20 protein-coding genes are annotated in these 25,631 nt (G+C 73.8%); 14 read left to right on the top strand and 6 right to left on the bottom strand.

Going from position 1 to position 25,631, the window contains the following annotated elements; genetic code table 11:
* The first annotated feature begins 96 nt into the window (after positions 1-96).
* From lon to AB0O19_RS12800, 3 genes are all read left to right on the top strand, one after another.
* Entirely contained in the window at positions 97-2,493 is a 2,397-nt protein-coding gene (gene lon, locus AB0O19_RS12810; RefSeq protein WP_363581929.1) for an endopeptidase La, read from the top strand.
* Between the two features lie 79 nt (positions 2,494-2,572).
* Positions 2,573-3,115, top strand: coding sequence for a GtrA family protein (locus AB0O19_RS12805; protein WP_363619324.1), 543 nt, complete (start codon positions 2,573-2,575; stop codon positions 3,113-3,115).
* A gap of 18 nt (positions 3,116-3,133) precedes the next feature.
* The gene (locus AB0O19_RS12800; protein WP_363619323.1) at positions 3,134-4,354 is read left to right on the top strand and encodes an ROK family transcriptional regulator; all 1,221 of its coding nucleotides are present in this window, start codon (positions 3,134-3,136) and stop codon (positions 4,352-4,354) included.
* Positions 4,355-4,423: 69 nt separating this feature from the next.
* Here AB0O19_RS12800 and AB0O19_RS12795 read toward each other — a convergent pair whose 3' ends face one another.
* Complete coding sequence (locus tag AB0O19_RS12795; RefSeq protein WP_363581935.1) at positions 4,424-5,476, bottom strand: ABC transporter permease; 1,053 nt, start codon at positions 5,474-5,476, stop codon at positions 4,424-4,426.
* A gap of 112 nt (positions 5,477-5,588) precedes the next feature.
* Between AB0O19_RS12795 and AB0O19_RS12790 the strand changes: the two genes are divergently transcribed.
* Positions 5,589-6,038, top strand: coding sequence for a MarR family transcriptional regulator (locus tag AB0O19_RS12790; protein WP_363581937.1), 450 nt, complete (start codon positions 5,589-5,591; stop codon positions 6,036-6,038).
* Positions 6,039-6,247: 209 nt separating this feature from the next.
* Positions 6,248-7,795 (top strand): MDR family MFS transporter, encoded by a 1,548-nt coding sequence (locus tag AB0O19_RS12785; protein WP_063347836.1) that lies wholly within the window; start codon positions 6,248-6,250, stop codon positions 7,793-7,795.
* 102 nt (positions 7,796-7,897) lie between these two features.
* Here the strand turns inward: AB0O19_RS12785 and AB0O19_RS12780 are convergent, their stop codons facing one another.
* The gene (locus AB0O19_RS12780; RefSeq protein ID WP_063347835.1) at positions 7,898-8,146 is read right to left on the bottom strand and encodes a hypothetical protein; all 249 of its coding nucleotides are present in this window, start codon (positions 8,144-8,146) and stop codon (positions 7,898-7,900) included.
* A gap of 26 nt (positions 8,147-8,172) precedes the next feature.
* Positions 8,173-9,357, bottom strand: coding sequence for an inorganic phosphate transporter (locus tag AB0O19_RS12775; protein WP_363619322.1), 1,185 nt, complete (start codon positions 9,355-9,357; stop codon positions 8,173-8,175).
* Between the two features lie 333 nt (positions 9,358-9,690).
* On the opposite strand from AB0O19_RS12775, the gene AB0O19_RS12770 reads away from it, so the two are divergent.
* Positions 9,691-11,310 carry an NlpC/P60 family protein gene (locus tag AB0O19_RS12770; protein WP_363619321.1) on the top strand — a complete coding sequence of 540 codons (1,620 nt, stop codon included), beginning with the start codon at positions 9,691-9,693 and terminating at the stop codon, positions 11,308-11,310.
* A gap of 53 nt (positions 11,311-11,363) precedes the next feature.
* On the opposite strand, the gene AB0O19_RS12765 is transcribed toward AB0O19_RS12770, so the two are convergent.
* The 3 genes from AB0O19_RS12765 to AB0O19_RS12755 all read right to left on the bottom strand — a co-directional run bounded on the left by AB0O19_RS12765 (position 11,364) and on the right by AB0O19_RS12755 (position 16,879).
* Positions 11,364-13,649: an FdhF/YdeP family oxidoreductase gene (locus tag AB0O19_RS12765; RefSeq protein ID WP_363619320.1), complete on the bottom strand. Its 2,286-nt coding sequence runs from the start codon at positions 13,647-13,649 to the stop codon at positions 11,364-11,366.
* A 198-nt stretch (positions 13,650-13,847) separates the two neighbouring features.
* A complete protein-coding gene (locus AB0O19_RS12760) occupies positions 13,848-15,899 on the bottom strand; it encodes an FAD/NAD(P)-binding protein (RefSeq protein ID WP_363619319.1) in 2,052 nt (683 codons plus the stop codon).
* Complete coding sequence (locus AB0O19_RS12755) at positions 15,896-16,879, bottom strand: amino acid ABC transporter permease (protein ID WP_363619318.1); 984 nt, start codon at positions 16,877-16,879, stop codon at positions 15,896-15,898. The genes AB0O19_RS12760 and AB0O19_RS12755 overlap by 4 nt, the downstream gene beginning before the upstream one ends.
* Before the next feature lie 659 nt (positions 16,880-17,538).
* On the opposite strand from AB0O19_RS12755, the gene AB0O19_RS12750 reads away from it, so the two are divergent.
* The 8 genes from AB0O19_RS12750 to AB0O19_RS12715 all read left to right on the top strand — a co-directional run bounded on the left by AB0O19_RS12750 (position 17,539) and on the right by AB0O19_RS12715 (position 25,587).
* Positions 17,539-18,699 (top strand): LLM class flavin-dependent oxidoreductase, encoded by a 1,161-nt coding sequence (locus tag AB0O19_RS12750; RefSeq protein ID WP_363619317.1) that lies wholly within the window; start codon positions 17,539-17,541, stop codon positions 18,697-18,699.
* Positions 18,696-19,208 (top strand): GNAT family N-acetyltransferase, encoded by a 513-nt coding sequence (locus tag AB0O19_RS12745; RefSeq protein WP_363619316.1) that lies wholly within the window; start codon positions 18,696-18,698, stop codon positions 19,206-19,208. Before AB0O19_RS12750 ends, AB0O19_RS12745 begins: the two co-directional genes overlap by 4 nt.
* 10 nt (positions 19,209-19,218) lie before the next feature.
* A complete protein-coding gene (locus tag AB0O19_RS12740) occupies positions 19,219-20,169 on the top strand; it encodes an ABC transporter substrate-binding protein (RefSeq protein WP_363619315.1) in 951 nt (316 codons plus the stop codon).
* A 28-nt stretch (positions 20,170-20,197) separates the two neighbouring features.
* Positions 20,198-21,301, top strand: a complete 1,104-nt coding sequence (locus AB0O19_RS12735) for an amino acid ABC transporter permease (RefSeq protein ID WP_363619314.1) — start codon at positions 20,198-20,200, stop codon at positions 21,299-21,301.
* Positions 21,298-22,089: an amino acid ABC transporter ATP-binding protein gene (locus AB0O19_RS12730; protein ID WP_363619313.1), complete on the top strand. Its 792-nt coding sequence runs from the start codon at positions 21,298-21,300 to the stop codon at positions 22,087-22,089. Before AB0O19_RS12735 ends, AB0O19_RS12730 begins: the two co-directional genes overlap by 4 nt.
* Positions 22,090-22,241: 152 nt before the next feature.
* Positions 22,242-23,225 carry an ABC transporter substrate-binding protein gene (locus AB0O19_RS12725; RefSeq protein WP_363619312.1) on the top strand — a complete coding sequence of 328 codons (984 nt, stop codon included), beginning with the start codon at positions 22,242-22,244 and terminating at the stop codon, positions 23,223-23,225.
* 93 nt (positions 23,226-23,318) lie between these two features.
* Complete coding sequence (locus AB0O19_RS12720; protein ID WP_363619311.1) at positions 23,319-24,527, top strand: serine/threonine-protein kinase; 1,209 nt, start codon at positions 23,319-23,321, stop codon at positions 24,525-24,527.
* Between the two features lie 208 nt (positions 24,528-24,735).
* Positions 24,736-25,587: a fumarylacetoacetate hydrolase family protein gene (locus AB0O19_RS12715; RefSeq protein ID WP_363619310.1), complete on the top strand. Its 852-nt coding sequence runs from the start codon at positions 24,736-24,738 to the stop codon at positions 25,585-25,587.
* Positions 25,588-25,631 lie beyond the last annotated feature (44 nt).

The raw sequence follows: 25,631 nt of genomic DNA, 5'->3' as shown, positions 1-25,631 counted from the left end.
GCTCCTGTTCGCTCACGGCGAACACCGCCTCGGGAACATCCGGCGCGCGCCAGGCCTTAGTCAGGTCGACTCAACTTCACTGACTGGGGAGAGATCATGGCATCGACGTCCACACCGCTCACCCTGCCCGTGCTGCCGCTCGACGACGAGGTCGTCCTGCCGGGCATGGTCGTCCCGCTGGACCTCAAGGACACCGAGGTGCGCGCCGCGGTCGAGGCCGCCCGCGCGGCGGCCACCGGCACCGGCAAGCCGCAGGTCCTGCTGGTCCCGCGGGTGGACGGCTCGTACGCGGCGGTCGGCACCCTGGCCACCGTCGAGCAGGTCGGCCGGCTGGCCGACGGGGAGCCGGCCGCGCTGGTGCGCGCCGTGCGCCGGGTCCGCATCGGGGCCGGCACCACCGGCCCCGGCGCCGCCCTCTGGGTGGAGACCACGCCCTTCCGGGAGTCCTCGGTGGACACCCCGGTGGCCGGCCGGGCCGCCGAGCTGGTCAAGGAGTACAAGGCGCTGTCCACCCAGTGGCTGCGCAGGCGCGGCGCCTGGCAGATCGTCGACCGGGTGGCCCAGATCGAGGGCGTCGGCGAGCTCGCCGACAACATCGGCTACGCGCCCTTCGCCACCGCCGAGCAGAAGCTCAAGGTGCTGCTGGAGGCCGACCAGGTCGCCCGCCTGGAGTACGCGCTGACCCTGCTGCGCGACCACCTCGCCGAGGAGGAGGTCAACGACACCATCCGCAAGGACGTCGAGGAGGGCGTGGCCAAGCAGCAGAAGGAGTTCCTGCTCCGCCGCCAGCTGGAGGCCGTCCGCAAGGAACTGGCCGAGCTCAACGGCGACCCGGCCGACGAGGAGGGCGACTACCGCGCCCGGGTCGAGGCCGCCGACCTGCCCGAGAAGGTCCGCGACGCGGCCCTCAAGGAGGTCGACAAGCTGGAGCGGGCCTCCGAGCAGTCCCCCGAGGGCCCCTGGATCCGCACCTGGCTGGACACCGTCCTGGAGCTGCCCTGGAACGAGCGCACCGAGGACGCGTACGACATCGCCGGCGCCCGCGCGGTGCTGGACGCCGACCACGCCGGTTTGGCCGACGTGAAGGACCGCATCGTCGAGTACCTCGCGGTGCGCAAGCGCCGGGCCGACCAGGGGCTCGGGCTGGTCGGCGGCCGGCGCGGCGGAGCGGTGCTGGCGCTGGTCGGCCCGCCCGGCGTCGGCAAGACCTCGCTCGGCGAGTCGGTGGCCCGCGCCATGGGCCGCACCTTCGTCCGGGTCGCGCTCGGCGGCGTCCGGGACGAGGCCGAGATCCGCGGCCACCGGCGCACCTACGTCGGCGCGCAGCCCGGCCGGCTCGTGCGGGCGATCAAGGAGGCCGGCTCGATGAACCCGGTCGTCCTGCTCGACGAGATCGACAAGGTCGGCTCCGACTACCGGGGCGACCCGGCCGCCGCCCTGCTGGAGGTGCTGGACCCGGCGCAGAACCACACCTTCCGGGACCACTACCTGGAGGTCGAGCTCGACCTCTCGGACGTCGTCTTCCTCGCCACCGCCAACGTGCTGGAGGCCATCCCCGAGCCGCTGCTCGACCGGATGGAGCTCGTCCGCCTCGACGGCTACACCGAGGACGAGAAGGTCGTCATCGCCCGCGACCACCTGCTCCCGCGCCAGCGCGAGAAGGCCGGACTGGGCGGCGACCAGGTCAGCGTCGACGAGGCGGCGCTGCGCCGGCTGGCCGGGGAGTACACCCGGGAGGCCGGCGTGCGGAACCTGGAACGCTCGATCGCCCGGGTGCTGCGCAGGATCGCCGCCCAGGCCGAACTCGGCGAGCGCGAACTGCCCGCCGCGATCGGCCCGGACGAGCTGCGCGCCCTGATCGGCCGGCCCCACCACGTGCCGGAGGCCGCCCAGGCGCCGGCCGAGCGGCGCACCGCCGTCCCCGGCGTGGCCACCGGCCTCGCCGTGACCGGCGCCGGCGGCGACGTCCTCTACATCGAGGCCTCGCTCGCCGACGCCGAGACCGGCGGCACCGGACTCACCCTCACCGGGCAACTGGGCGACGTGATGAAGGAGTCCGCGCACATCGCGCTCTCCTACCTGCGCTCGCGCGGCGCCGAACTGGAGCTGCCGGTCACCTCGCTGCGCGACCGCGGCGTGCACCTGCACGTCCCCGCCGGGGCCGTCCCCAAGGACGGGCCGAGCGCCGGCATCACCATGACCACGGCGCTCGCCTCGCTGCTGTCCGGCCGCAAGGTGCGCACCGACCTGGCGATGACCGGCGAGGTGTCGCTGACCGGGCGGGTGCTGCCGATCGGCGGGGTGAAGCAGAAGCTGCTCGCCGCCGACCGGGCCGGCGTCACCACGGTGATCATCCCCAAGCGCAACGAGGCCGACCTGGACGACGTCCCGGCCGAGGTGCTGGAGCGGCTCACCGTCCACCCGGTGGCGGACGTGCGGGAGGTGCTGGAGCTGGCCCTGGAACCGGCCAAGGTCCTGGCCGCGGCGGCCTGACCGGGCCGCGCCGGGTCGACGGGCGGACCGACGGGAGGATCGACGGGAGGACGGCGTCTGCGCGTGCCACACTGCGGAGATGCCGTCCCCCACGCAGCGCGCCCTGGCCCGGGTGCCGGCCCGGCTGCGTCCGTTCCTGGTGCGGCACCGCAGGCTGGTGAAGTTCCTGCTGGTCGGCGGCGCCTGCTTCACCCTCACCCTGGTGATCGACTTCGAGCTGAAGTTCACCGTGCTGGAGCACAAGCCGGTGGTCGCGCTGACGATCGCGACCGTGATCTCGACCGTCGTCTCCTACGTGCTCAACCGTCGCTGGGCCTTCCGGACGGCCGGGCACCCGCGCGAGGCACTGCTGTTCTTCCTGGTCAGCGCCATGGCGATCGCCGTCAACGACCTGCCGCTGGCACTCTCCCGCTACGCCCTGGACCTGCGCGAGCCGTACGTCGGCCCGTTCGTCCAGGAGACCGCGGACTTCCTCAGCGGGATGGTCGTCGGCACCTTCGCCGCGATGCTGTTCCGCTTCTGGGCGATGCAGCGGTGGGTCTTCACCCGGCCCGCCGAACGGGCGCACCCTAGGTACGAACCCGGTTACGCTGCACCCGAGATGCCGCGGGATGCGCCATGAGGCCGTGAGGTGAGGGTTATGCGCGGGGAACCGGACGCGGTTCGGAGCGGGCCCGCCAGCCAGCAGGGGATGCGCCGGGCCAACCTGGCCCTGGTGCTCGGGGTGATCGCGCGCGCCCCGCGCTCCCGGGCCGAGGTGGCCGCCGAGACCGGCCTGACCAGGGCCGCCGTCTCCTCGCTCGCCGAGCAGCTGATCGCCGGCGGCCTGGTCGTCGAGGAGGGCCCGGCCGCGCCCAGCGGCAAGGTCGGCCGCCCCGGCACCGCGCTCGGGCTCAACCCGCTCGGGCCCGGCGGCCTCGGCGCCGAGATCGGCGTGGAGCACCTCGGCGCCTGCGTGGTCGACCTGAGCGGCGAGGTCCGGACCTGGCGCCGCCGCGAGGTCCGCAACCGGGGGCGCCGGCCCGCCGCGGTCATGGCCGACCTCGCCGAACTGCTGCACGCGGCCGTCGCCGAGTCGGGCCTGCGCCCGGCCGGGCTGACCCTGGCCGTCCCCGGGCTGGTCGGCACCTCCGGCGGGGTGCTCCAGCGGGCCGCCAACCTGGGCTGGCGGGACGTCCCGCTGGCGGCCGAACTGCGCCCCGCGCTGCGCGCGGCCGGCGCGGCCGAACTGGCCGAGCTGCCGGTCGAGGCGGACAACGAGGCCAACCTGGGCGGGCTGGCCGAACGGTGGCTGGGCGGCGGCCCGGAGGACTTCCTGTACGTCTCGGCCGAGGCCGGCGTCGGCGCGGCGATCGTGGTCGGCGGGCGGCTGCTGCGCGGGGCGCGCGGCTACGCGGGCGAGTTCGGCCACGTGCCGGTCCACCCGGACGGCCACCGCTGCGCCTGCGGCGCGCACGGCTGCCTGGAGCAGTACGCGGGGGAGGCGGCCGTGCTGCGGGCGGCCGGGCCGGCGGGCGCGCGGGGCGACTGGGTGACGCTGCTCGCCGGGCGGGCCGGGGCCGGGGACGAGCCGGCCCTCGCGGTGCTGGCCGGGGCCGGTTCGGCGCTGGGCATCGCGGTCGCCGGGGCGGTCAACCTGCTGGACCCGGCCGAGGTGGTGCTGGGCGGCGGCTACGCCCGGCTGGCGCCCTGGCTGCTGCCGGCGATGCGGGCCGAGCTGGCCGCCCGGGTGACGGTGCGGCCCTGGTCGGACGAGCGGCTGACGGTGTCCCGGCTGGGCCGGCGCGGGCCGCTGCTGGGCGCCGCGGTGGGCGTGGTGCGGGCGGTCGTCGCGGACCCGGGCCGGCTCGCCGGCGGCTGACTCCTGGCCCGGGACGCACCGGAGCCCCCGGCCGGGCGGCCGGGGGCTCGGGGTGAGGAACGCGGGGGATCAGGCCTCGGAGGACGCCTCGGCGGCGACGATCTCGCGGCCGCCGGAGCGCGGGCCGCGCAGCACGGCCAGGTAGGCGACGCCGATGCCGATCAGCGCCCAGACCACCAGGACCACGATCGGCATGCCCAGGTTGGTGGAGCCGAAGTAGGCGATCGACTTGGTGGCACTGGTCCCGGCGCCGTTCGGGATCAGCGAGCCGATGGCCCGCCAGAACGGCGGCATCATCGGTGCCGGGTAGACGCCGCCGGCGCTCGGGTTGCCCAGCACCACGAAGATCAGCACCGCGACGCCGATGCCGATGACGTCGAACAGGCACTGCAGCGCCATGGTGAACGCGCCGACCGTGAACACCACCAGGGCGCCGATGCCGGTCAGGGCCAGGATCGAGCCGGGCAGCGCGTCCAGCACCGGTCCGGCGATGATCGTGCCGCCGAGGCCGGCGCCGACCGAGTACAGCGCCAGCACGCCGAGGCGGATCAGCAGGCGGTGGACGTTGGCGGGCTTGGAGCCGGCGCTGATGCCGAGGATCGAGGCGACCAGGTAGCCGCCGACGCACCAGCCGATGACCAGGTAGAACGCGGAGAGGCCGTTGGTGTCGCCCTTGGCGAGCGGCACGACGTCCTCGACCTTGACGGTGCGGCCCTGGGACTTGTCCAGCGCGGTGGTGATGGACTCGGCGGCCTTGGCGGCGGAGGTGCCGCGGGCGCCGCCGACCAGCAGGGTGTCCTCGGTGCCGGTCGGGTTCACGACCAGCGCGGCGTAGATCTTCTGGTCCTTGATCTGCTGGGTGGCCGTCTCGGCGTCCGGGGCGGTGACGGCCTTGACGGCGTCGTCCGGCACGGATTCCAGCCCCTGGACCAGCTTGGGGGTGACCTGCGGCGGGGCGACCACCGCGATCGACAGCTCGTGCGGGGCCGGGTGGTGCAGCGCCCCGACGTACGAGGTGATGAAGCCGAGCTGCAGCAGCAGCACGCCGATCACGAGCAGTGCCGCACGCGGTGTGACCGCGCCCTTCAGTTCAGCGACGAAACCCTGCCCCGGGGCGGCCATCCACATCTCCTTGTGTATTGGGGGAAAACGGATACTTCATACCATGAACTAGTTGGCTTGTCGCACCCCGCGCGCCGCGTTCCGGCCAGTGCGGCTGCGGGATACTGGCGCGGTGAGTGACGAGGAATCCCTGCTGGCGGTGGAGCGCGAGGTCGCGCTGATGTTCCGGCGGGGCCGGGCCCGAGTGGCGGAGCTCTCACGCCGGGTGCACCCCGAGCTGGAGGGGATGGCCTACAGCATGCTCGGCTACATCGAGCAGGCCGGGCGGGTGCGGGTGACGGACGTCGGCGTGCACTTCGCGGTCGGCAAGGCCACGGTGAGCCGGCAGATCCGGGCGCTGGAGGAGCTGGGCCTGGTGGCCCGGGAGACGGATCCGCTGGACCGCCGGGCCGCACTGGTCTCGCTGACCGAGGACGGGCGGCGGCGCTACCTGGCGGCCCGGGACGTCCGGATGCGGCGGGTGCGGGAGCTGCTGGGCAGCTGGTCGCCGGAGGACGTGGACCGCTTCGCGGTGCTGCTGCACCGCTTCAACGACGTGATCGGGGATCCGCCGGCGGAGTGACCGGTGGCCGGGCCCCGGGGCGGGGCCGGTCCGTGGCGGTTGGGACCGGGTCCGGGGCGGCGGCCGGGGCGGCGGCTGGGGCGAGGCCTTTACTTGGGCTTGAAGAAAGTTGCCTTAGTCAACCATCGGGCCTATGGTTGCGTAAGGCAACGATTTTCCCTGCCCGCGCACCCCCGCCCCCCGCTCACTCCTCCCGCCGAAGGACCCAGATGACCGTCACAGCCGAGGCGACCGTCGGAGCCGCCGTCGACGATCAACCGATGACCCACCGGCAGGTGATGGAGGCGCTGTCCGGCCTGCTGCTCGGCCTCTTCGTGGCCGTGCTCTCGTCGACCGTCGTCTCCAACGCCCTGCCGCACATCCTCACCGACCTGCACGGCGGCCAGTCCGCCTACACCTGGGTGATCACCGCGGCCCTGCTGACCCTGACCGCCTCCACCCCGATCTGGGGCAAGCTCTCCGACCTCGTCAGCAAGAAGCTGCTGCTCCAGATAGCCCTGCTGATCTACATCGCCACCTCCGCCCTGGCCGGCCTCTCCCAGAACACCGCCGAGCTGATCGCCTGCCGCGCCCTCCAGGGCATCGGTGCCGGCGGTGTGGTCGCGCTGGGCCAGATCTGCCTGGCCGCGATGGTCCCGCCGCGCGAACGCGGCCGTTACAGCGGCTACTTCGGCGCGGTCTTCGCGCTGGCCACCATCGGCGGACCGCTGATCGGCGGCGTCATCGTGGACACCTCGTGGCTGGGCTGGCGCTGGTGCTTCTACGTCGGCATCCCGTTCGCGCTGGCCGCGATCCTGGTGGTGCAGCGCACCCTCAAGCTGCCGGTGGTCAAGCGCAAGGCGAAGATCGACTACCTCGGCGCGCTGGTCATCACCGGCGCCGTCAGCCTGCTGATGATCTGGATCACGCTGGCCGGCACGAACTACGACTGGCTGTCCTGGCAGACCGCCGCGATGGTCGGCGGCGGCCTGCTGCTGGGCGCCCTGGCCGTGGTGATCGAGCGCCGCGCCGCCGAGCCGATCATCCCGCCGGACCTCTTCAAGTACCGCACCGTCACCCTGGCCGCGGTGGCCAGCGTGCTGGTCGGCGTCGGGATGTACGGCGCGACCACCTTCCTCAGCCAGTACTTCCAGCTGGCCCGCGCCAAGTCCCCGACCATGGCCGGCCTGATGACCCTGCCGATGATCCTCGGCCTGGCGCTCGCCTCCACCGTCGCCGGCCGGCTGATCACCAAGTACGGCAAGTGGAAGGCCTACCTGGTCGCCGGCACGGCGCTGCTCGCGATCGGTTTCGGCCTGCTCGCCACCGCCCGCGCCGACACCGACTACAAGCTGCTCTGCGTCTACATGGCGATCACCGGCATCGGCCTCGGCCTGACCAGCCAGAACCTGGTGCTCGCGGTGCAGAACACGGTGCCGCGCCACGAGCTCGGCGCGGCCAGCTCCGTGGTGACCTTCTTCCGCACCATGGGCGGCGCGATGGGCGTCTCCGCGCTCGGCGCGCTGATGAACAGCAAGGTGACCCACTACCTCGCGGAGAACCTGGCCGCCGCGCACATCCCGGCCGCGAGCGCGGCCGGCGGCGGGGGCATCCCGGACCTGCACAAGCTGCCCGCCCCGATCGTCCCGCTGGTGACGGACGCGTTCGGGCACGGCGTCGGCACCGTCTTCCTGTGGGCCGCGCCGTTCGCGGCGCTGGCCTTCGTCACGGTGCTGTTCATCCGGGAGACCGCGCTGAAGACCAGCCAGCAGGGCTGACTCCGGGCGGGGACGCGCGAACGGGCCGGGGAGTGTGGATCACACTCCCCGGCCCGTTCGGTTCGTCCCGCGCGCGGACGGCGGGAACCGTCGGACCGCGCCCTACGGCGCGGCGATCAGGACCAGGCCGTAGACGACGGCCGCGGCGCAGAGGCCGAAGCAGGCGTAGGCGCCGGCCAGGGCCAGCCGGCCGCCGCCCGGCTCCTGGGCGGCCTCGCCCTCGCGGGCGCTCAGCGCGGCCTCGCGGCGGGACAGGGCCAGGATGCCGAGCGCGAAGACGGAGACCACGGCGACGGTGATGCCGAAGCTGGCACCGGCGGTCTGGGCCAGGGCGTTCCACTTGATGTGCATGGCGGGTGCTCCTCAGCCTGCGGCGCTCAGGCCGCGACCGTGGTCGAGGCGGGGGTGGGGGCGTTCGCGGGGGCGGCGGTGGCGGGGATCTCCACCGGGGTGACGTCGTTGACGTCGTTGACGTTGTCCGCGCTGACCGGCTGGCGGCGGGAGATCAGCCACATCGCGCCGGAGCCGGCCACCAGCACGGCGCCCACTAGGACGATGCCCCAGGTGCCCTGCCGGACCAGCAGCGCGGCACCGCCCGAGACCAGCGCGGCGGCCGGCAGGGTCAGTGCCCAGGTGTAGACCATGCGGCGCACCAGGCTCCAGCGCAGCTCGGCCTTCGGGCCGCCGAGGCCGGCGCCCATGATGCCGCCGGAGCAGACCTGGGTGGTGGAGAGGCCGAAGCCCATGTGCGAGGAGGTCAGGATGACGGTCGCGGCGGCCGACTCGGAGGCGAAGCCCTGCGGCGCCTTGATGTCGGCGAGGCCCTTGCCCATCGAGCGGATGATCCGCCAGCCGCCCATGTAGGTGCCGAGCGCGATCGCGGCGCCCGCGGAGATGATCACCCAGGTGGGCGGCAGCGCGCCGTGCGGCAGGGCGCCGACCGACACCAGGGTCAGGGTGATGATGCCCATCGTCTTCTGGGCGTCGTTGGTGCCGTGCGCGAGCGAGATCAGCGAGGACGAGAAGATCTGGCCGGTCTTGAAGCCCTTGGTGGCGGTGGCCTCGTTGCCCTTGCGGGTGATCGCGTAGGCCAGCTTGGTGGCGCCCCAGGAGGCCAGGCCGGCGACCAGCGGGGAGGCGATCGCCGGGATCAGGATCTTGGAGAGGACGGTGTCGAAGTTGACGCCGTTCATGCCGACGCCGACCACGGTGGCGCCGATCAGGCCGCCGTACAGCGCGTGCGAGGAACTGGACGGCAGGCCGCGCAGCCAGGTCAGCAGGTTCCAGAGGATCGCGCCCGCCAGTGCGGCGAAGATGATCTCGGGGTGGATGCCGCTCTTCTCGTTGACGATGCCGCCGGAGATGGTGGTGGCGACCTTCACGGACAGGAACGCGCCCGCGAAGTTGAGGACGGCCGCGATGGTGACCGCGACCTTCGGCCTGAGGGCTCCCGTCGCGATGGAGGTGGCCATCGCGTTGGCGGTGTCGTGGAACCCGTTGGTGAAGTCGAAGGCGAGCGCCGTGATGATCACAACGGCTACCAGGAACGAGATGTGTTCCATACCCAAACAATCGTCGTAGTTGTCGCACGGACGTTGGTGTCGTCGCGACCGTAGGTCTGTTTGGTAAACGGAAGGTGAACTGAGCCGGGAATCGTGGTTCCGCTGGTGTCCCAGTGGTGTCCGGAAGCTTTCGGAGGGGTGTCGGCGGTCGCGCTGAGCTGGACATTAGCGAAGTTCGCCCCGGTTCGCTCCGGTTTGCTGAGAGCTGTCTCACAGATCAACCGAGAATTAACCTCCCAGTCCGGATGCGCCCTGTTTCCGGTGAGTAACCCGTGGGAGGATCTGCGGGATCCGGGGACGCCGGTGACAGGCTGGGGCGGGGAGGACCAACCCATGGGCGGGGCTGCACAGCGCACTGAATCGGCAGTCGTACGGCCCTGGCTGCGGGCGGCACTGCGCTGCGGAGCCGCCCTCGCGGCCGCCGCGCTCGCCCTCCCGCTCGCCGCGCAGGCCGCGTACGCCGCCCCCGATCCGGGCGCCTCGATCACCGCGGCCAGCCCGGGCGACGACCCGCTCGCCGCCGCCAAGGCCACCCTCGGCCCGCTGCTCGACCAGTTGCACACGCTCTACCAGAGCGCCGAGACCGCCACCGAGCAGTACAACGGCGCCGTCGCCAAGGTCGCCGAGCAGCAGGCCGCGCTCACCGACCTCCAGGGCCGGCTGGACCGCCAGCAGAAGCAGGTCGACGCCGGCACCGACATCGCCTCCCAGCTCGCCGCCGCCCAGTACCGCAACGGCGCCGCCTCCGCCTACGCCGAACTGCTGCTCTCCAAGGACCCGTACGAGGCCGTCACCATCGCGGAACTGCTCACCGCCGCCAGCCGCTCGCAGTCCGAGTTCCTGGACCGGCTGAAGACCGACCGCGAGGCCCTCGCCGGCCTGACGAAGCAGACCGAGGACGCGCTCAGGACCTCCCAGACGCTGGTCACCCAGCAGGACGCCGCCAAGGCCAAGGTCGCCACCGACCTCGCCTCCGTCGAGCAGCTGGTCTCCTCACTCACCGGCGCCCAGCGCACCGAACTGGAGAAGCTGGAGAAGGCCAAGGCCGACGAGGCCCAGCTCGCCTTCCTCGCCTCCGGCGCCCTCGGCAAGGGGGAGCGCACCCCGTCGGCGGCCGGCCGCACCGCCGTCGCCTTCGCGCTCGCCCAGCTCAACAAGCCGTACCTGTGGGGCGGCGCGGGGCCGGACTCCTACGACTGCTCGGGCCTCACCTCGCAGGCCTGGCTGCACGCCGGGCTGCCGATCCCGCGCACCAGCCAGGAGCAGTGGGCCCAGCTCCCGCACATCGCGCTGAACCAGCTCCGCCCCGGCGACCTGGTCATCTACTTCGAGGGCGCCACGCACGTCGCGATGTACATCGGCGGCGGGCTGGTCGTCCAGGCACCCCGGCCGGGCGCCGTCATCAAGGTGTCGCCGATCGGCTCGATGCCGATCCTCGGGGCGGTGCGGCCCGACCCGTCCGGCGCGGCGGACGAGGCCGGCGGCAGCTGGAAGGTGCCCGACCTGCCCGCCGGCTGGGACACCGTCACCCCGATCGCGCCCAGCCCGGCCAACCAGGTCCCGACCGCCCCGGCCCCCGGCACGCCCGCCAACCCGCCGGCCACCCCGGGCACGCCGTCCACCACCCCGGGCACGCCCGCGGACACCGGCACCGGCACGCCGTCCGGCACCGGAACGCCCACCGACCCGGGGACGCCGTCCGGCACCGGCACCACCGCCCCCGGAACGCCCACGCCCACGCCGACGCCGACCGGGACCGGCACCGGGACCGGCACGCCCGCCCCGACCGGGACGGGCACCCCGGCGCCGACCGGCACGGGCCCGGCGACGCCCACCCCGACCGGCGCCGGCACCCCGGGTTCCACCGGCACCGCCGCCTCCACCACCACCGGCTCGGCGAGCGCCGGGGCCCCGGGCAGCGCCACCGCGACACTGCCGCTCGGCACCAACTGAGCCATGAGGAAGGCCGCCCGGCGTCCGCGGACACCGGGCGGCCTTCGCGTGCGTCACGCCGGGGCGCCGGTGTCCGGCTCGAAGCGGACGACCACGGCCTTGGAGGTCGGCGTGTTGCTGATGTCGGCGGTGGAGTCCAGCGGGACGAGCACGTTGGTCTCCGGGTAGTAGGCCGCCGCGCCGCCGCGGGCCACCGGGTAGTGGACCACCCGGAAGTGCGGGGCGCGCCGCTCGACGCCGTCCCGCCACTCGCTCACCAGGTCGACGAAGTCGCCCTCGGCCAGGCCGAGTTCGGCGGCGTCGGCCGGGTTGACCAGGACCACCCGGCGGCCGCCCTTGATGCCCCGGTAGCGGTCGTCCAGGCCGTAGACGGTGGTGTTGTACTGGTCGTGCGAGCGCAGCGTCTGCAACAGCAGGCGGCCCGGCGGGACCTCGGGGGCGGTGAGCGGGTTGACGGTGAAGTTGGCCTTCCCGGTCGCGGTGGGGAAGGTCCGGGAGTCGCGCGGGCCGTGCGGCAGGGTGAAGCCGCCGGGGCGGCGGACCTTCTCGTTGTAGTCCTCGAAGCCGGGGACGACCCGGGCGATCCGGTCCCGCAGGGTGTCGTAGTCGGTGGCGAAGTCCTCCCACGGCACGGTGTCCCCGGGGCCGAGGACGGCGCGGGCCAGCCGGCAGACGATCGCGGTCTCGGAGAGCAGGCCGGGGGCGGGCGGGCGCAGGCCGCCGCGCGAGGAGTGCACCTGGCCCATCGAGTCCTCGACGCTGACGAACTGGGCGCCTGCGCCGGTGACGTCCCGGTCGGTGCGGCCCAGGGTGGGCAGGATCAGTGCGCGGGCGCCGGTGACCACGTGCGAGCGGTTGAGCTTGGTGGAGACGTGCACGGTCAGCCGGCAGCGGCGCATCGCCGCCTCGGTGACGTCGGTGTCCGGGGTGGCCGCGACGAAGTTGCCGCCCATCGCGAAGAACACCCCGACCCGGCCGTCGCGCATCGCCCGGATGGTGTCCACCGAGTCGAGGCCGTGCGCGCGCGGCGGCTCGAAGCCGAACTCCTCGCCGAGCGCGTCCAGGAAGGCCGTCGAGGGCCGCTCGAAGATGCCCATCGTCCGGTCGCCCTGGACGTTGCTGTGCCCGCGCACCGGGCAGACCCCGGCGCCCGGGCGGCCGACGTTGCCGCGCAGCAGCAGGAAGTTGACCACCTCGCGGATGGTCGGGACGGCGTGCTTGTGCTGGGTGAGGCCCATCGCCCAGCAGACGATGATCTTCCGGGAGCCCAGCACCAGCCGGCCGAGCTCCTCGATCTGCTCCCACGGCAGGCCGGTCGCGGCGAGCACCTCGGCGCGGTCGGTCGTGCCCGCCTGCGCCTCGAACTCCTCGAAGCCGTGGCAGTGTTCGGTGACGAAGGCGCGGTCGACGCCGTCCTGCTCCAGGATCATCCGGTTGAGCGCGCGGAACAGCGCCAGGTCCCCGCCGAGGCGGATCTGCAGGAACAGGTCGGTCAGCTTGGTGCCGTGGCCGACCAGGCCGCGCGCGTGCTGCGGGTTCTTGAAGCGCTCCAGGCCGGCCTCCGGCAGCGGGTTCACGCTCACGATGGTGGCGCCGGCCCGCTTGGCGCGCTCCAGCGCGGAGAGCATCCGGGGGTGGTTGGTGCCCGGGTTCTGGCCGGCCACGATGATCAGGTCGGCCTGGTAGAGGTCCTTGAGGCTGACGCTGCCCTTGCCGACGCCGAGCGTCTCGGTGAGCGCCGAACCGGACGACTCGTGGCACATGTTGGAGCAGTCCGGCAGGTTGTTGGTGCCCAGCCGGCGGGCGAACAGCTGGTACGCGAAGGCGGCCTCGTTGCTGGTCCGCCCGGAGGTGTAGAAGGCGGCGCCGTCCGGGGTGTCCAGGGCGCGCAGCTCCTCGGCGATCAGCGCGAAGGCGTCGTCCCAGGAGACCGGCGTGTAGTGGGTGGCGCCCTCGTCGAGCAGCATCGGCCGGGTGAGGCGGCCCTGCTGGCCCAGCCAGTAGCCGGAGCGCCCGGCCAGCTCGGCGACCGGGTGGGCGGCGAAGAACTCGGCGCGGATCCGGCGCTCGGTGGCCTCCTCGGCGACGGCCTTGGCGCCGTTCTCGCAGAACTCCGCCGTGTGCGTCTTCCCCGGCTCCGGCCAGGCGCAGCCGGGGCAGTCGAAGCCGTCCGGCTGGTTGACCTTGCGCAGCGTGGCGAGGGTGCGGAGGGGGCCCATCTGCTCGGCGGCCATCCGCAGGCTGTGGCCGACCGCGGGCAGCCCGGCCGCCGCGTGCTGGGGCGCGGACACCTCGGGGGCGTCCTGCGCCGGGTCGCTCTGCGGGGCCTGCTTGGCCATGACCGCTTCTCCTCGGCTCTGCTCGTCCGGCGGCCGCGACACCGGGGCCGTCGGGCCCGCCGCTTCGTCACGGGGGCTCAGGGCCCATCCTTCCATCCGGGTGAAGGCGGGGGGAGGGGGGCTGAACGGGCGTCGGTGGAGTCGGAGAGGCGGGGGTGGGCCCTGAACCCGCGGCCGGGCCCACCCCGGGGCCCGCCTTCAGGCCCCCCTCGTCCGGCCGGAGGGCGGGCGCGGCGGTGGCGGGGTGCGCTGACCGCACGGCGGAGCAGGGGCGGCGACCGCCGACAGCGCGGCGAGGCGGGTGCCCTGGCGGCGGCGGGCGGGCGGGGGATCGTCGACGGGCCCCGGGGCGGCGGCCGGGAGCGCGGCCAGCGCCCGCAGCAGCGCGCGGGCGGCGGCGTCGTTCTGCCGGAATCCCGGGGAGTTGGTGCGGGGCCGGGCGAAGGCGGCGGCGGCGCGCAGGCTGGTGTGCGGGCCGAGTGCGGTGCGCCGGGGGTGCGGGGCGCCGCCCAGGGCCGGGTCGAGCAGGCGGCTGTCGCCGGGGGCGATGGTGACCAGGCCGGAGCGGTGGGTGTAGTCCTCGTCGGCGACCACCTCCTCCACGAGCCGCCCGGCGCGGTGCAGTTCGCGTAGCACCGGGTCGAGGGTGCGGGTCAGCTGGTGCTTGGGCAGGTACGCCTCGACCAGGGCGGTGGCGGCGACGGTGTGGCCCGGCACGGTGGCGCCGCCGGCCCGCCAGGTGCCGGTGGCCTCGTCCCGTTCGACCCGGACGCCCGCGCCCAGGAATCGCACGATCCCGGCCTCGGAGAGGGCGAGCAGCTGGCGCAGCCGGAAGCCGGGCGGGCCGGAGGCGAGGTAGCTGAAGTAGCCGAAGAACCACCCGTCCACCTCCTCGGCGACCGAGCGGGCGGTGAGCCGGCCGGTCGCGAGGATGCGCGGGAGCTGGCCGAACAGCGAGAGCAGGGCGAGGAAGGCGCCGAGGTCGGCGCTGTGCGCGGGGTCGGCGCGGCGGTCGGCGTCGGCGGTGACGTAGGCGCGCAGGTGCTGCTGGAGCTCCTCGGCGGAGCCGAGTTCGAGGCCGGCCAGCGGGTGGTCGAGCCGTTCGAAGTCGATCCGGTCGGCCGGGTCGGGTACGGCCTCGGCGACCAGGGCGGCCAGGGCGGGGGAGTGCCAGTCGTGCCGGTCGAACCGGGCCAGGAACTCCGGCCAGGGCAGCGCGGTGCGCTCGGGGTGGGCGTGGAACAGCTCGTGGTAGTGCCCGAAGGCGGTCTCCTTGGCCATCAACGGCCAGAAGTCGCGCCGGAGTTCGAGCGGACCGCCGGTGGCGAGGACGGCGTCCACGGCGGCCGCGTCGAAGTACCGGGGGAGCGGGGCGGGCGGCCCCTGGAGGCGGTAGCCGGTCTTGGAGTGGTACGGGACTCCGCGCCGGGAGCCGAGGTGCAGCACCGGTTCGCGGCCGGACGGGCGGTAGCGCAGCCCGTCCCCGGTGGGCTCGAAGCGGCCGCCGCGCCCTTCGGTGAGCAGGGCGACCAGGTCGACGGAGGCCAGGCCGAGGCCGCGCAGCACGACGTGCTCGCCGGGGGCGATGCCGTCCAGGTCGGCGTCGGCGGAGTAGGCGGGCGGGAGGTGGAAGCGGCCGTGCCGGGCGGCGAAGTCGGCGTCGGCGGCGTACCGGGGGTGCGGGGTGGAGTCGAGGTGGCCGAGGGTGAGGGCGACGTGGTCGGCGGTGAGCGTGCGGCCGGTGAGGTGGACGGTCTGCGGGCCGTCGGGCGGGCCGTCGATCCGCCGGACGGTGTCCCGGTGCACGGTGACCGTGACGTGCGGGGGCAGGTCGGCGACGGCGCGGCGGAACGCCCAGTCCAGGTAGGCGCTCTGGGCCCGGCGGGTGGGGAAGTCGGTGGGCGCGAGGGCGTCCAGTTCGGCCCGGACGGCCGGGTCGGCGACCTCCCGGTAGGGCGCGAACTCCCGCCGCCGGAGCGCCCATTCGGCCAGCGAGGGGCCCGGGCGGACCGGCCCGTCGATGGTCGAGCGCTCGTCGGTGAACATGGTGACGTCCTCGGCCATCGAGTTCATCCGCAGCAGCGGGGACTGTTCGTGGCGCCAGATCCGGCCCGCGCCGGGCGGGTGCGGGTCGACCAGGTGGACGTGCAACGGCCGTTCGGCGGGCAGGAGTTCGGCCGCGTTGGCGGCGATCCGCTCCAGCAGCCCGGTGCCCCGCGGGCCCGCGCCGACGATCACCAGAAGACTCATGCCGCCACCTCCCGCAGCCGCCGTAGGGCGGCCCGGGCCCGCTGGAGCGGGGTGGGCGGCAGGCCGTCCCGGGTGGCGCCCTTGGCGTAGTGGCGCTCGACGTAGTACTGGCCGACGGACAGCAGGGTGGTGACCACCAGGTACCAGATGGTGGCGACCACCAGCATCGGGATGACCCGGTACGACTGCAGGTAGACCAGCTGCACCGAGTAGAGCAGGTCGGAGACGGCCAGCACGCTGACGATGCTGGTGCCCTTGAGCGCGCTGATCAGCATGTTCCCGGCGGTCGGCACGATCGAGCGCATCGCCTGGGGGACGACGATCCGGCGCAGCACCCGCCACCGGCCGAGGCCGAGCGCCGAGGCGGCCTCCAGCTGGCCGCGGTCGACGGACAGGATGCCGCCGCGGATCACCTCGGCGGCGTACGCGGTCTCCAGCAGGGTGAGGCCGATGACGGCGGTGAGGGTGGGGCCGATCAGGTTGACGGTCTTGACGGTGACGAACTCGGGGCCGAACGGGATGCCCAGGCCGAGGGTCGGGTAGAGCGCGCCGATGTTGAAGAAGAACAGCAGCTGCACCAGCGGCGGGGTGGAGCGGAAGATCCAGATGTAGCCCCAACCCAGGGTGCGCAGCACCGGGTTGCCGGACATCCGCATGACGGCGAGGCCGGTGCCGAGGACGAAGCCGAGGGCGAGGGTGACGGCGGTGAGCCAGAGGGTCAGGGTGAGGCCGTTGAGCACCGACCCGGCGGTGAACCAGTCGGCGACCACGTCCCACTGGAAGGCCTTGTTGCGCACCACGGAGTTGACGGCCATCGCGGCCAGCAGCAGCGCGATCCCGGCGCAGACCCACTGCCCGGGCCGGCGGCGGGCGACGATCCGGGCGCCGGGGTCGGGCGGCGGGCCGGGGCGGTCGGGGGCGGTGGCGCCCGCGGGGGCGGGGGTGGAGCGGGCGGTGAGGAGGTCCTGCGGGGTGGCCATGGCGGCGGCTCCTGGCGGAGGTGCGGGCGGGCGGGAGGTACGGGTGTGGTCACGTACGGCCGTCGCACCGGCCCGCGTCCCTCAACACGGCCGGCGCTGTGCACTGCACTCCGCCGTGATCGTACGCATGCGCGATCGACGGCTGTCAAGGGTGGTCCGGGCCCCGACCGGGGCCCGGCGCGGACCGGTCGCAGGACGACAGGAGATCGCAACAGAGCGGCAATGATGGGTGGTTGACGGACCACTTGGCGGGCTGTTCAACTTGAGGCCATGTACGCCGAGCAGCCCCTGGTCACCCGCGACCACATCGACTTCGGTCGGGTGTGGTCCGCGGCGTGTCGCGGCTGACCCGGCAGCGGGCCGCCCGTCCGGCCCCGATCTCCCGCGGGGAGCCCTCCCTCGGTCTGCCCCGCCGCGGGCCGGGACCAGCCGTCCGCAGCTGACGGCGTCCCAGGCGCACGCTGCCGTCCGACGACCTCGCACTGAACTCCGGCAGTACTCCCTCGTCCACGCCTGCCTCCCACCTCCTCCCGCCGCGCGCGCCGACCCCACCGTCGGCGCGGCCGCCGCGCACCCGTTCCACGGCCGCCCCGCCCCGGCCGGCTCCGGCCTGCCCACCCGCAGTCCACCGGACTCCGCTCACCCCGAAAGGTTCCGCCATGCCCGTCGAATTCCTCGGTATCGCCGCCACCGGCGACGGCTCGGAGACCACCCCCCGCTCCACCGCCGCCTTCGACCGCGACTACACCCTGCGGCTGGCCCGGGCCCACGAGGACCACGGCTGGGACCGGGTGCTCTTCGCGTACGGCGCCGGCTCCCCGGAACCCGCGGCCGCGGCGGCCTTCCTCGCCTCGCACCTGGACCGGCTGCAGATCCTGCTGGCGCACCGGCCGAACGTCTCCTACCCGACCTTCGCCGCCAAGACCTTCGCGACCCTGGACCAGATCAGCGACGGGCGGCTGACCGTCCACTTCATCACCGGCGGCAGCGACCACGAGCAGCAGCGCGAGGGCGACTTCCTGTCCAAGGACGAGCGCTACGAGCGCACCCGCGAGTACATCGGCATCGTCAAGAAGGCGTGGACCAGCCGGGAGCCCTTCGACCACGAGGGCGCCCACTACCGCTTCAACGACTTCGTCTCCGACGTCTTCCCCGTCCAGCAGCCGCGCCCCGGGGTCTCCTTCGGCGGTTCCTCGGACGCCGCCTACGCGGCCGGCGGCGCCGAGGCGGACGTCTACTGCCTGTGGGGCGAGCCGCTGGCCCGCACCGCCGAGCAGATCGAGCGGGTGAAGGAGGCGGCCCGGGCCGCCGGGCGCACCGACGTGCCGCGGATCCAGGTGGCGTTCCGGCCGATCATCGCGCCGACCGAGGAACTGGCCTGGGAGAAGGCGCACCGGACGGTGGCCGCGATCAAGGCCCGCCGGGAGTCCGGGGAGCTCGTCCGCCGGGGCCGCCCGCTCGGCGCCGCAGCGCCCGAGAACGCCGGCTCCCAGCGGCTGATCGAGATCGCCGAGGCCGGCGAGCGCTACGACCGCGCGCTGTGGACCCCGACCGCCGCGGCCACCGGCGGGGCCGGCAACTCCAACGCCTTGGTCGGCACCCCGGAGACGGTCGCGGAGGCGCTGCTCGACTACTACGACCTCGGCGTGGACATCCTCTCCGCCCGCGGCTACCACCTGCTCGACGACGCGATCGACTTCGGCCGCCACGTCATCCCGATCGTCCGCGAGGAGGTCGCCAAGCGGGACGCCGCCAAGGCCGCGGCGGCGGCCGAGCGCGCCGAGCGGGACCGGCACCAGCTGATCGCGGTGCAGGCGTGAGCGCTCCGGACCGGTGGGCCGGCCCGGCGGCCGGGTTCCGCCGGGTCACCATCGACGACCCGCTGGTCGAACCGCTGCTGCGCGAGCTCACCCACGAGTACGTCAGCCGCTACGGCCCCGAGGCGCACCAGGAGATGACCCGCTACCCCCGGGACGCCTTCGCCGAGCCGCACGGCGTCCTGCTGCTCCTGCTGGAGGACGGCGAGCCGGTCGCCGGCGGCGCGTACAAGCGGTACGACGAGCGCACCGCCGAGCTGAAGCGGATGTGGACGCACTCCGCGCACCGCCGCCGCGGCCTGGCCCGTCGGGTGCTGGCCGAGCTGGAGCGGACGGCGGCCGCCGCCGGCTACGCCCGGATCTACCTCACCACCGGTCCGCGCCAGCCGGAGGCCAGGGGCCTCTACCTGGCGTCCGGCTACACCCCGCTGTTCGACGTCGCCGCCGATCCCCTGACGATCGGCCCGCTCCCCTTCGAGAAGCACCTGACGGTGCTGGCTCCGACCCCCTGAAAGGCCCCCCGTGAGAAGCACCACCGTCCGCCGCCGCCTGCTCGCGGCCACCGCCCTGCTGCCGGTGCTGGCGCTGGCCGCGTGCGGCTCGGACCCGAAGATCGCGGGCCCGGCGGGGGCGAGCGGGCCCGCCGCCACCGCCGTCTCCCAGGACGTCGTCTCCGGCCTCGCGAAGTCGGACGCCGCCGCCGCGCTGCTGCCCGAGGAGGTCCGCAAGGCCGGCACGCTGACCTTCGGCGCGTCCTTCGGCTCGCCGCCCACCGCCTTCTACGCCGACCAGGCCACCAAGAAGCCGGCCGGGATCGACGTGGACTTCACCGATGCGGTGGCCAGGCTGCTCGGCCTGACCGTGCAGCGCCAGGAGGCCGCCTTCGAGACCATCCTGCCCGCCCTGGACAGCGGCAAGTTCGACGTCGGCACCGGCAACTTCGGGGTCACCACGGCCCGGTTGAAGACCATCGACTTCGTCACCTACATCGACGACGGCCAGGGCTTCGCCGTCCGCAAGGACAACCAGGGCGTCCAGCCGGTCACCGACCTGCTCCAGCTCTGCGGGCTGACCATCGGCACCGGCGCCGGCACCACCTTCGAGACCACGCTGAACGCGAAGCGCACCGCCTGCACCGACGCCGGGAAGAAGCCGTACGAGGTCAGGGCGTTCAGCGACCCCGGGGCCGTGCTCACCGGCCTCCAGCAGGGCCGGGTCGACGTCCTGATGTCCACCATCAACGGCCTGCGCTACCAGGCCGCGCAGGAGGCCTCCGGGACGCGCTTCCTCGGCGAGTTCCACCGGCTGGACGTCGGCTTCGCGTTCAAGAAGGGCTCGAAGCTCACCCCGGCCTTCCAGGCGGCGGTCAACCAGCTGATCAAGGACGGGACGTACGAGCGGATCCTCAAGAAGTGGGGGGTCGCCGAATCGGCGATCAAGGAGTCCCTGATCAGCCCGCCCGAACACCAGTGATCCCCGGGTCTGCCGAAGGAGCCCCCCGATGACCGCCAGCACCGCCGCGACGTCCCAGGCCCAAGCCCAGGCCCAAGCCCAAGCCGAGGCCCAAGCCCAGGCCCAGGCCCGGGTCGAGCGGGCACCGGCGTCCGGACCCGATCCCGGTCCGGGCCCCGGCCCCCGCCTGGACCTCGACGAACTGGCCGCTCTGCGGGCCGTCCCCGCCCGGCACCCCTGGCGCTGGGGGATCGGGGTCGCCGCCCTCGTCGTGCTCGCCCAGTTCGCCCACGGCCTGGCCACCAATCCCGGCTGGGACTGGGCCACCTTCCGGGTCTACTTCACCGCCGACACGATCGTCCAGGCGGTCGGCCGCACCCTCGAACTCACCGTCTACGGCACCGGGCTGGGCTTCCTGCTGGGCGCCGTGGTGGCCGCGATGCGGCTGTCCCGCAGCGCGATCCTCCAGTCCATCGCCTGGGCGTACGTGTGGGTGTTCCGCTCGATCCCGCTGATCGTCCAGCTGGTGTTCTGGTTCAACCTCTCGTACCTCTACAAGCGGTTCGGGATCGGCATCCCGTTCGGCCCGACCTTCGGGGACTTCGAGACGGTCGGCGTGCTGAGCGCGCTCGGCGCCGCCGTGCTCGGCCTCGGGCTGCACCAGGCCGCGTTCGCCGCCGAGATCATCCGCGGCGGCGTCATCGCGGTGGACGCCGGCCAACGGGAGGCCGCCACCGCGCTCGGCATCCCGCGCTGGCGCCAGGGCTGGCGGATCGTGCTGCCGCAGGCGATGCGCGGCATCCTGCCGGCCGCCGCCAACGAGGTGATCTCACTGCTCAAGGGCACCTCGGTGGTCTACGTGATGGCCATCGGCGAGCTCTTCTACCAGGCCCAGGTGGTCTACGGCCGGACCGGCCGGGTGGTGCCGCTGCTGATGGTCGCCACCGTCTGGTACGTGCTGCTGACCACGGTGCTGTCCATCGGCCAGTACTACGTCGAGCGCTACTTCGCCCGCGGCGCGCAGCGCACCCCGCCGCCCACCCCGCTCCAGCGCGCCCGGGCCTTCGTCCGGAGCCTGCCCGCCCGCCCGCCGACCGCCCGCACGCCGACCACTCGCGCAGCGACCGCGCGCACCACCGGAGGACGTCGATGACCACGCTCACCAAGACCGAACCGGCGGCCGCACCGATGGTGCAGGTCCGCGGCCTGCACAAGAGCTTCGGGCCACTGGAGGTGCTGCGCGGCGTCGACCTGGACGTCCCGGCCGGCTCGGTCACCGTGGTGCTCGGCCCGTCCGGCTCCGGCAAGTCCACGCTGCTGCGCGCGATCAACCACCTGGAGAAGCTCGACGGCGGCTACGTCGCCATCGACGGCGAGCTGATCGGCTACCGGCGTTCCGGCGACCGGCTGTACGAGCTCAGGGAGCGCGAGGTGCTGCGCCAGCGCACCCACATCGGCTTCGTGTTCCAGAACTTCAACCTGTTCCCGCACCTCACCGTGCTGGAGAACCTGGTCGAGGCGCCGATCGCCGCGCTGCGCCGCCCCAGGGCCGAGGCCAGGGCGGCGGCGCTGGCGCTGCTGGAGCGGGTCGGACTGGCCGACAAGGCCGCCGCGTACCCCCGGCAGCTCTCCGGCGGCCAGCAGCAGCGGGTGGCGATCGCCCGGGCGCTGGCCCTGGAGCCGAAGGTGCTGCTGTTCGACGAGCCCACCTCGGCGCTCGACCCGGAGCTGGTCGGCGAGGTGCTGGACGTCATCAAGGACCTCGCCCGGACCGGCACCACCATGATCGTGGTCACCCACGAGATCGGCTTCGCCCGCGAGGTCGCCGACACCGTCGTCTTCATGGACGGCGGCGTGGTGGTCGAGCAGGGCCCGCCGGCCGAAGTCCTGGACCGCCCCCGGCACGAACGCACCCGGGCGTTCCTCGCCAAGGTGCTCTGAGCCGAGGTGTCCTGAGCCGAGGTGTCCTGAGCCGAGGTGTCCTGAGCCGAGGTGTCCTGAACCGAGGTGTCCTGAACCGAGGTGCCCTGAACCGAGGTGCTCCAGCCCTCCCCGCCGCACCGCAACCCCCTTCACCGAGCAGGAGTTCCGCCATGCCCCTACCCCGTCGCGCCCTGGTGACCGCCGCCGGCGCCCTCGCCGCCGCCCTCGCCCTGACCGCCTGTGGCGGCGCGTCCTCGGGAGCCACGGCGGAACTCGCCCCGGCCAAGGGCAGCACCGCGCCGAACGGCGCCGTGGTGAACCTGACGGCCGAGCAGAACCGGGTGACCACGGCCAAGGTCGACGCGATCGCGGCGCTCGTCCCGGAGGAGATCAGGAGGAGGGGGACGCTGGCCGTCGTCGACTCCCTCGGCACCACCCCGCCGCTGGACTTCTACGCCAACGACGACAGGACCGTCATCGGCGTCGAGCCGGACATCGCCACCCTGGTCGGCAACGTGCTCGGCCTCAAGGTCGAGTTCAACCCGGTCTCCTGGGAGAACATCTTCGTCGGCCTGGACAGCGGCAAGTACGACGTCGGCCTCTCCAACATCACCGTCACCGAGGCGCGCAAGGAGAAGTACGACTTCGCCACCTACCGGCTGGACGTCCTCGGCTTCGAGGCCAGGAAGGGCAGCGGCCTCAAGGTCGCCGGCGCCAAGGACCTGGCGGGCAGGTCGGTCGGCGTCTCCTCCGGCACCAACCAGGAGAAGCTGCTGATCTCCTGGAGCGAGGAGAACACCAGGAACGGCCTCAAGCCGATCGACATCAAGTACTTCCAGGGCACCGAGTTCTACCTGGCGCTCTCCTCCGGCCGGATCGACGCCTACGTCGGCCCCAATCCCAGCCTGGCCTTCCACGTCGCGCAGACCGGCGAGACCGAGATCGTCGGCACCTACTCGGGCGGCGGCGCGGACGTCCTCGGCAAGATCGCCGCGACCACCCGCAAGGACAACGGGCTGGTCCGGGCGCTCAACGAGGCGCTGAACGAGGTGATCAGGAACGGCAGCTACGGCCAGGTGCTCAAGCGCTGGGGCCTGGACAACGAGGCCGTGCCGACCTCCGAGGTCAACCCGCCCGGGTTGCCCAAGCAGTAGGGCCTCTCCGTTCACCCGTTCGCCGCCCCCCGCCGCTATGGTGACCCCTCCGGCGGCGAACACCGCCCGGACACGGCGGACTTGGGGGAGGACATGCAGCAGGGGGAGGTGCTCGACGGCCGCTACCGGCTGGACGAGTGGCTGGGCAGGGGCGGCTTCGGCGTGGTCTGGAAGGCGACCGACCAGCGGCTCGACCGAGAGGTCGCGGTCAAGCTGCTGCTGGCGGAGCACGCCGCCGACCGGGAGGCCGTCGGGCGGTTCGTCCGCGAGGCCCGCACGGCCGGCGGTCTCTCCAATCCGCACATCGTGACGGTGTACGACTACGGACTGGTCACGACCGCCGCCGGGGGGACCCACTACCTGGTGCTGGAACTCGTCCGCGGCCGGGCCCTGTCCGACATCCTCAAGGACGGCGCCCCGGACCAGGAGGCCGCGCTGAAGTGGATGCGCCAGGTCTGCAAGGCACTGGACGCCGCGCACCGCTCGGGCGTCGTCCACCGCGACATCAAGCCCGAGAACGTGATGGTCGACGCGGGCGGCAAGGCCAAGGTGCTGGACTTCGGCATCGCCCGGCTGCTCACCCAGTCCGCGGTGCTCACCTCCACCGGCAGCGTGGTCGGCACCGTCCCGTACCTGGCGCCCGAGTGCTGGTCCGGCGCCGCCGTGGACGGCCGGGCCGACCTCTACGCGCTCGGCGTCATGCTGTACGAACTCTGCACCGGGCGGCGCCCGTTCCGCGCCTCCTCGGCCGCCGAGTACATGTACAAGCACCTGGAGGAGACCCCGCCCCGGGTGCGCAGCACCGATCCGGCGCTGGCCGACCTGGTCGCCGGGCTGCTCGCCAAACGGCCCGCGGACCGGCCGGCCACCGCCGCCGAGGTGCTGGAACGGCTGCGCCGGATCCGGCCGGGGGTGCTCCGCCCGGACGACCCCAGCCCGGAGCAACTGCGCCGCCGGGCCGACCAGGCCTGGCGGCGCGGCGCGCAGGGCGCCCCCGGGGAGGCCGTCGCGATGCTCACCGCGCTCATCCCCGACCTCGCCCGGATCTGCGGCCCGGCCGACCCGCGCACCCTGCGCACCTGCCACGACCTGGCCCTCTGGCTGGCCCAGGACGGCAGCCCGGGCACCGCCGTCGCGCTGCTGCGCGAGCTGGCCGCGGAGCCGGCCGCCGAACCGGACGTCCGGGCCGACGCGCTGCGCGACCTGGACCGCTGGCACCGGGAGGCCGCCCGGAGCGGGCCGGGCCGGCCGCGGGCGCTGAGCTTGGCCGGCCTGCTCGGCGGCGGCCCGCAGGGCGGCTGAGGGCCCTCGGCGCCGTTCGGGCGGGAGGCTGTCAACCGTGCGGGCCGCTGATTCGGCGCCTGCGGCGACTGTGGGAATTGATAGGAATCCGCCCATCGGGACTGTCTGGTCCACCGACCGGTGGCGTTGATATACCTCGTTGCCGGAGTCGGGTGCGGTGTCTTCGGCCGCCCCGGCGAGCTGCGACGAAAAGGCTGGTGACGGATCGATGAAGCTCCTCCGCGTCGGACCCCCGGGCGCCGAGCGCCCGGTCGTGCTGGGCCGGGACGGCATCGGGTACGACCTCTCCGGGCGTGCCCGGGACATCGACGGGGCCTTCCTGGCCGGGCTGGACGCCGCCGCCCTGGCCCGGGACGTGGCCGCCGGGGCGCTGCCCCGGGTGGACCTCGCCGGGCAGCGGGTGGGCGCGCCGGTCGCCCGTCCGGGCAAGGTGGTCGGCATCGGGCTCAACTACCGCGACCACGCCGCCGAGGCCGGGGTCGCGGCCCCGGACGAGCCGGTGATCTTCCTCAAGCCGAGCTGTACCGTGGTCGGCCCGTACGACGAGGTGCTGGTGCCGCGCGGCGGCGAGAAGACCGACTACGAGGCCGAGCTGGCCCTCGTGATCGGCCGCACCGCCCGCTACCTGGCCGGGCACGAGGAGGCCGCGGCGGTGATCGCCGGCTACACGATCGCCAACGACGTCACCGAACGGGCCTTCCAGTTCGAGCGCGGCGGCCAGTGGGACAAGGGCAAGTCGGCGGAGACCTTCACCCCGCTGGGGCCCTGGCTGGTCACCGCGGACGAGGTGGCCGACCCGCAGCAGCTGCTGCTGCGGCTGTGGGTCAACGGCGAGCTGCGGCAGGACGGCAACACCGGCAAGATGATCTTCCCGGTGCTCGAACTGGTCCGCTACGTCAGCCAGTTCATGGTCCTGGAGCCGGGCGACGTGATCGTCACCGGCACCCCGGCCGGCGTCACCCTGGGCCACCCCGGTACGCCGTTCCTGGCCCCGGGCGACATCGTCGAGATCGAGATCGAGGGCCTCGGCCGCCAGCGGCAGGTCCTCGGCACGGCGTAACGCCCCGCCGGCGCGGCGCCGGCCGCCCCGACCCCGGGCACGGG

It is taken from the genome of Kitasatospora sp. NPDC091276 (assembly GCF_040684355.1).
In the GTDB taxonomy this organism is placed as follows: domain Bacteria; phylum Actinomycetota; class Actinomycetes; order Streptomycetales; family Streptomycetaceae; genus Kitasatospora.
Note: the sequence above shows the minus strand (reverse complement) of the source record. Positions and strands in the feature narration are given on the sequence as shown.

What these genes read in the sequence shown, in the direction of transcription:
- AB0O19_RS12730 (WP_363619313.1), top strand. Translation starts at nt 21,298, where the DNA reads ATGACCACGCTCACCAAGACCGAACCGGCGGCCGCACCGATGGTGCAG.
- AB0O19_RS12785 (WP_063347836.1), top strand. Translation starts at nt 6,248, where the DNA reads ATGACCGTCACAGCCGAGGCGACCGTCGGAGCCGCCGTCGACGATCAA.
- AB0O19_RS12750 (WP_363619317.1), top strand. Translation starts at nt 17,539, where the DNA reads ATGCCCGTCGAATTCCTCGGTATCGCCGCCACCGGCGACGGCTCGGAG.
- AB0O19_RS12760 (WP_363619319.1), bottom strand. Translation starts at nt 15,899, where the DNA reads ATGAGTCTTCTGGTGATCGTCGGCGCGGGCCCGCGGGGCACCGGGCTG.
- AB0O19_RS12795 (WP_363581935.1), bottom strand. Translation starts at nt 5,476, where the DNA reads ATGGCCGCCCCGGGGCAGGGTTTCGTCGCTGAACTGAAGGGCGCGGTC.
- AB0O19_RS12725 (WP_363619312.1), top strand. Translation starts at nt 22,242, where the DNA reads ATGCCCCTACCCCGTCGCGCCCTGGTGACCGCCGCCGGCGCCCTCGCC.
- lon (WP_363581929.1), top strand. Translation starts at nt 97, where the DNA reads ATGGCATCGACGTCCACACCGCTCACCCTGCCCGTGCTGCCGCTCGAC.
- AB0O19_RS12775 (WP_363619322.1), bottom strand. Translation starts at nt 9,357, where the DNA reads ATGGAACACATCTCGTTCCTGGTAGCCGTTGTGATCATCACGGCGCTC.
- AB0O19_RS12720 (WP_363619311.1), top strand. Translation starts at nt 23,319, where the DNA reads ATGCAGCAGGGGGAGGTGCTCGACGGCCGCTACCGGCTGGACGAGTGG.
- AB0O19_RS12715 (WP_363619310.1), top strand. Translation starts at nt 24,736, where the DNA reads ATGAAGCTCCTCCGCGTCGGACCCCCGGGCGCCGAGCGCCCGGTCGTG.
- AB0O19_RS12805 (WP_363619324.1), top strand. Translation starts at nt 2,573, where the DNA reads ATGCCGTCCCCCACGCAGCGCGCCCTGGCCCGGGTGCCGGCCCGGCTG.
- AB0O19_RS12765 (WP_363619320.1), bottom strand. Translation starts at nt 13,649, where the DNA reads ATGGCCAAGCAGGCCCCGCAGAGCGACCCGGCGCAGGACGCCCCCGAG.
- AB0O19_RS12800 (WP_363619323.1), top strand. Translation starts at nt 3,134, where the DNA reads ATGCGCGGGGAACCGGACGCGGTTCGGAGCGGGCCCGCCAGCCAGCAG.
- AB0O19_RS12735 (WP_363619314.1), top strand. Translation starts at nt 20,198, where the DNA reads ATGACCGCCAGCACCGCCGCGACGTCCCAGGCCCAAGCCCAGGCCCAA.
- AB0O19_RS12755 (WP_363619318.1), bottom strand. Translation starts at nt 16,879, where the DNA reads ATGGCCACCCCGCAGGACCTCCTCACCGCCCGCTCCACCCCCGCCCCC.
- AB0O19_RS12780 (WP_063347835.1), bottom strand. Translation starts at nt 8,146, where the DNA reads ATGCACATCAAGTGGAACGCCCTGGCCCAGACCGCCGGTGCCAGCTTC.
- AB0O19_RS12770 (WP_363619321.1), top strand. Translation starts at nt 9,691, where the DNA reads ATGGGCGGGGCTGCACAGCGCACTGAATCGGCAGTCGTACGGCCCTGG.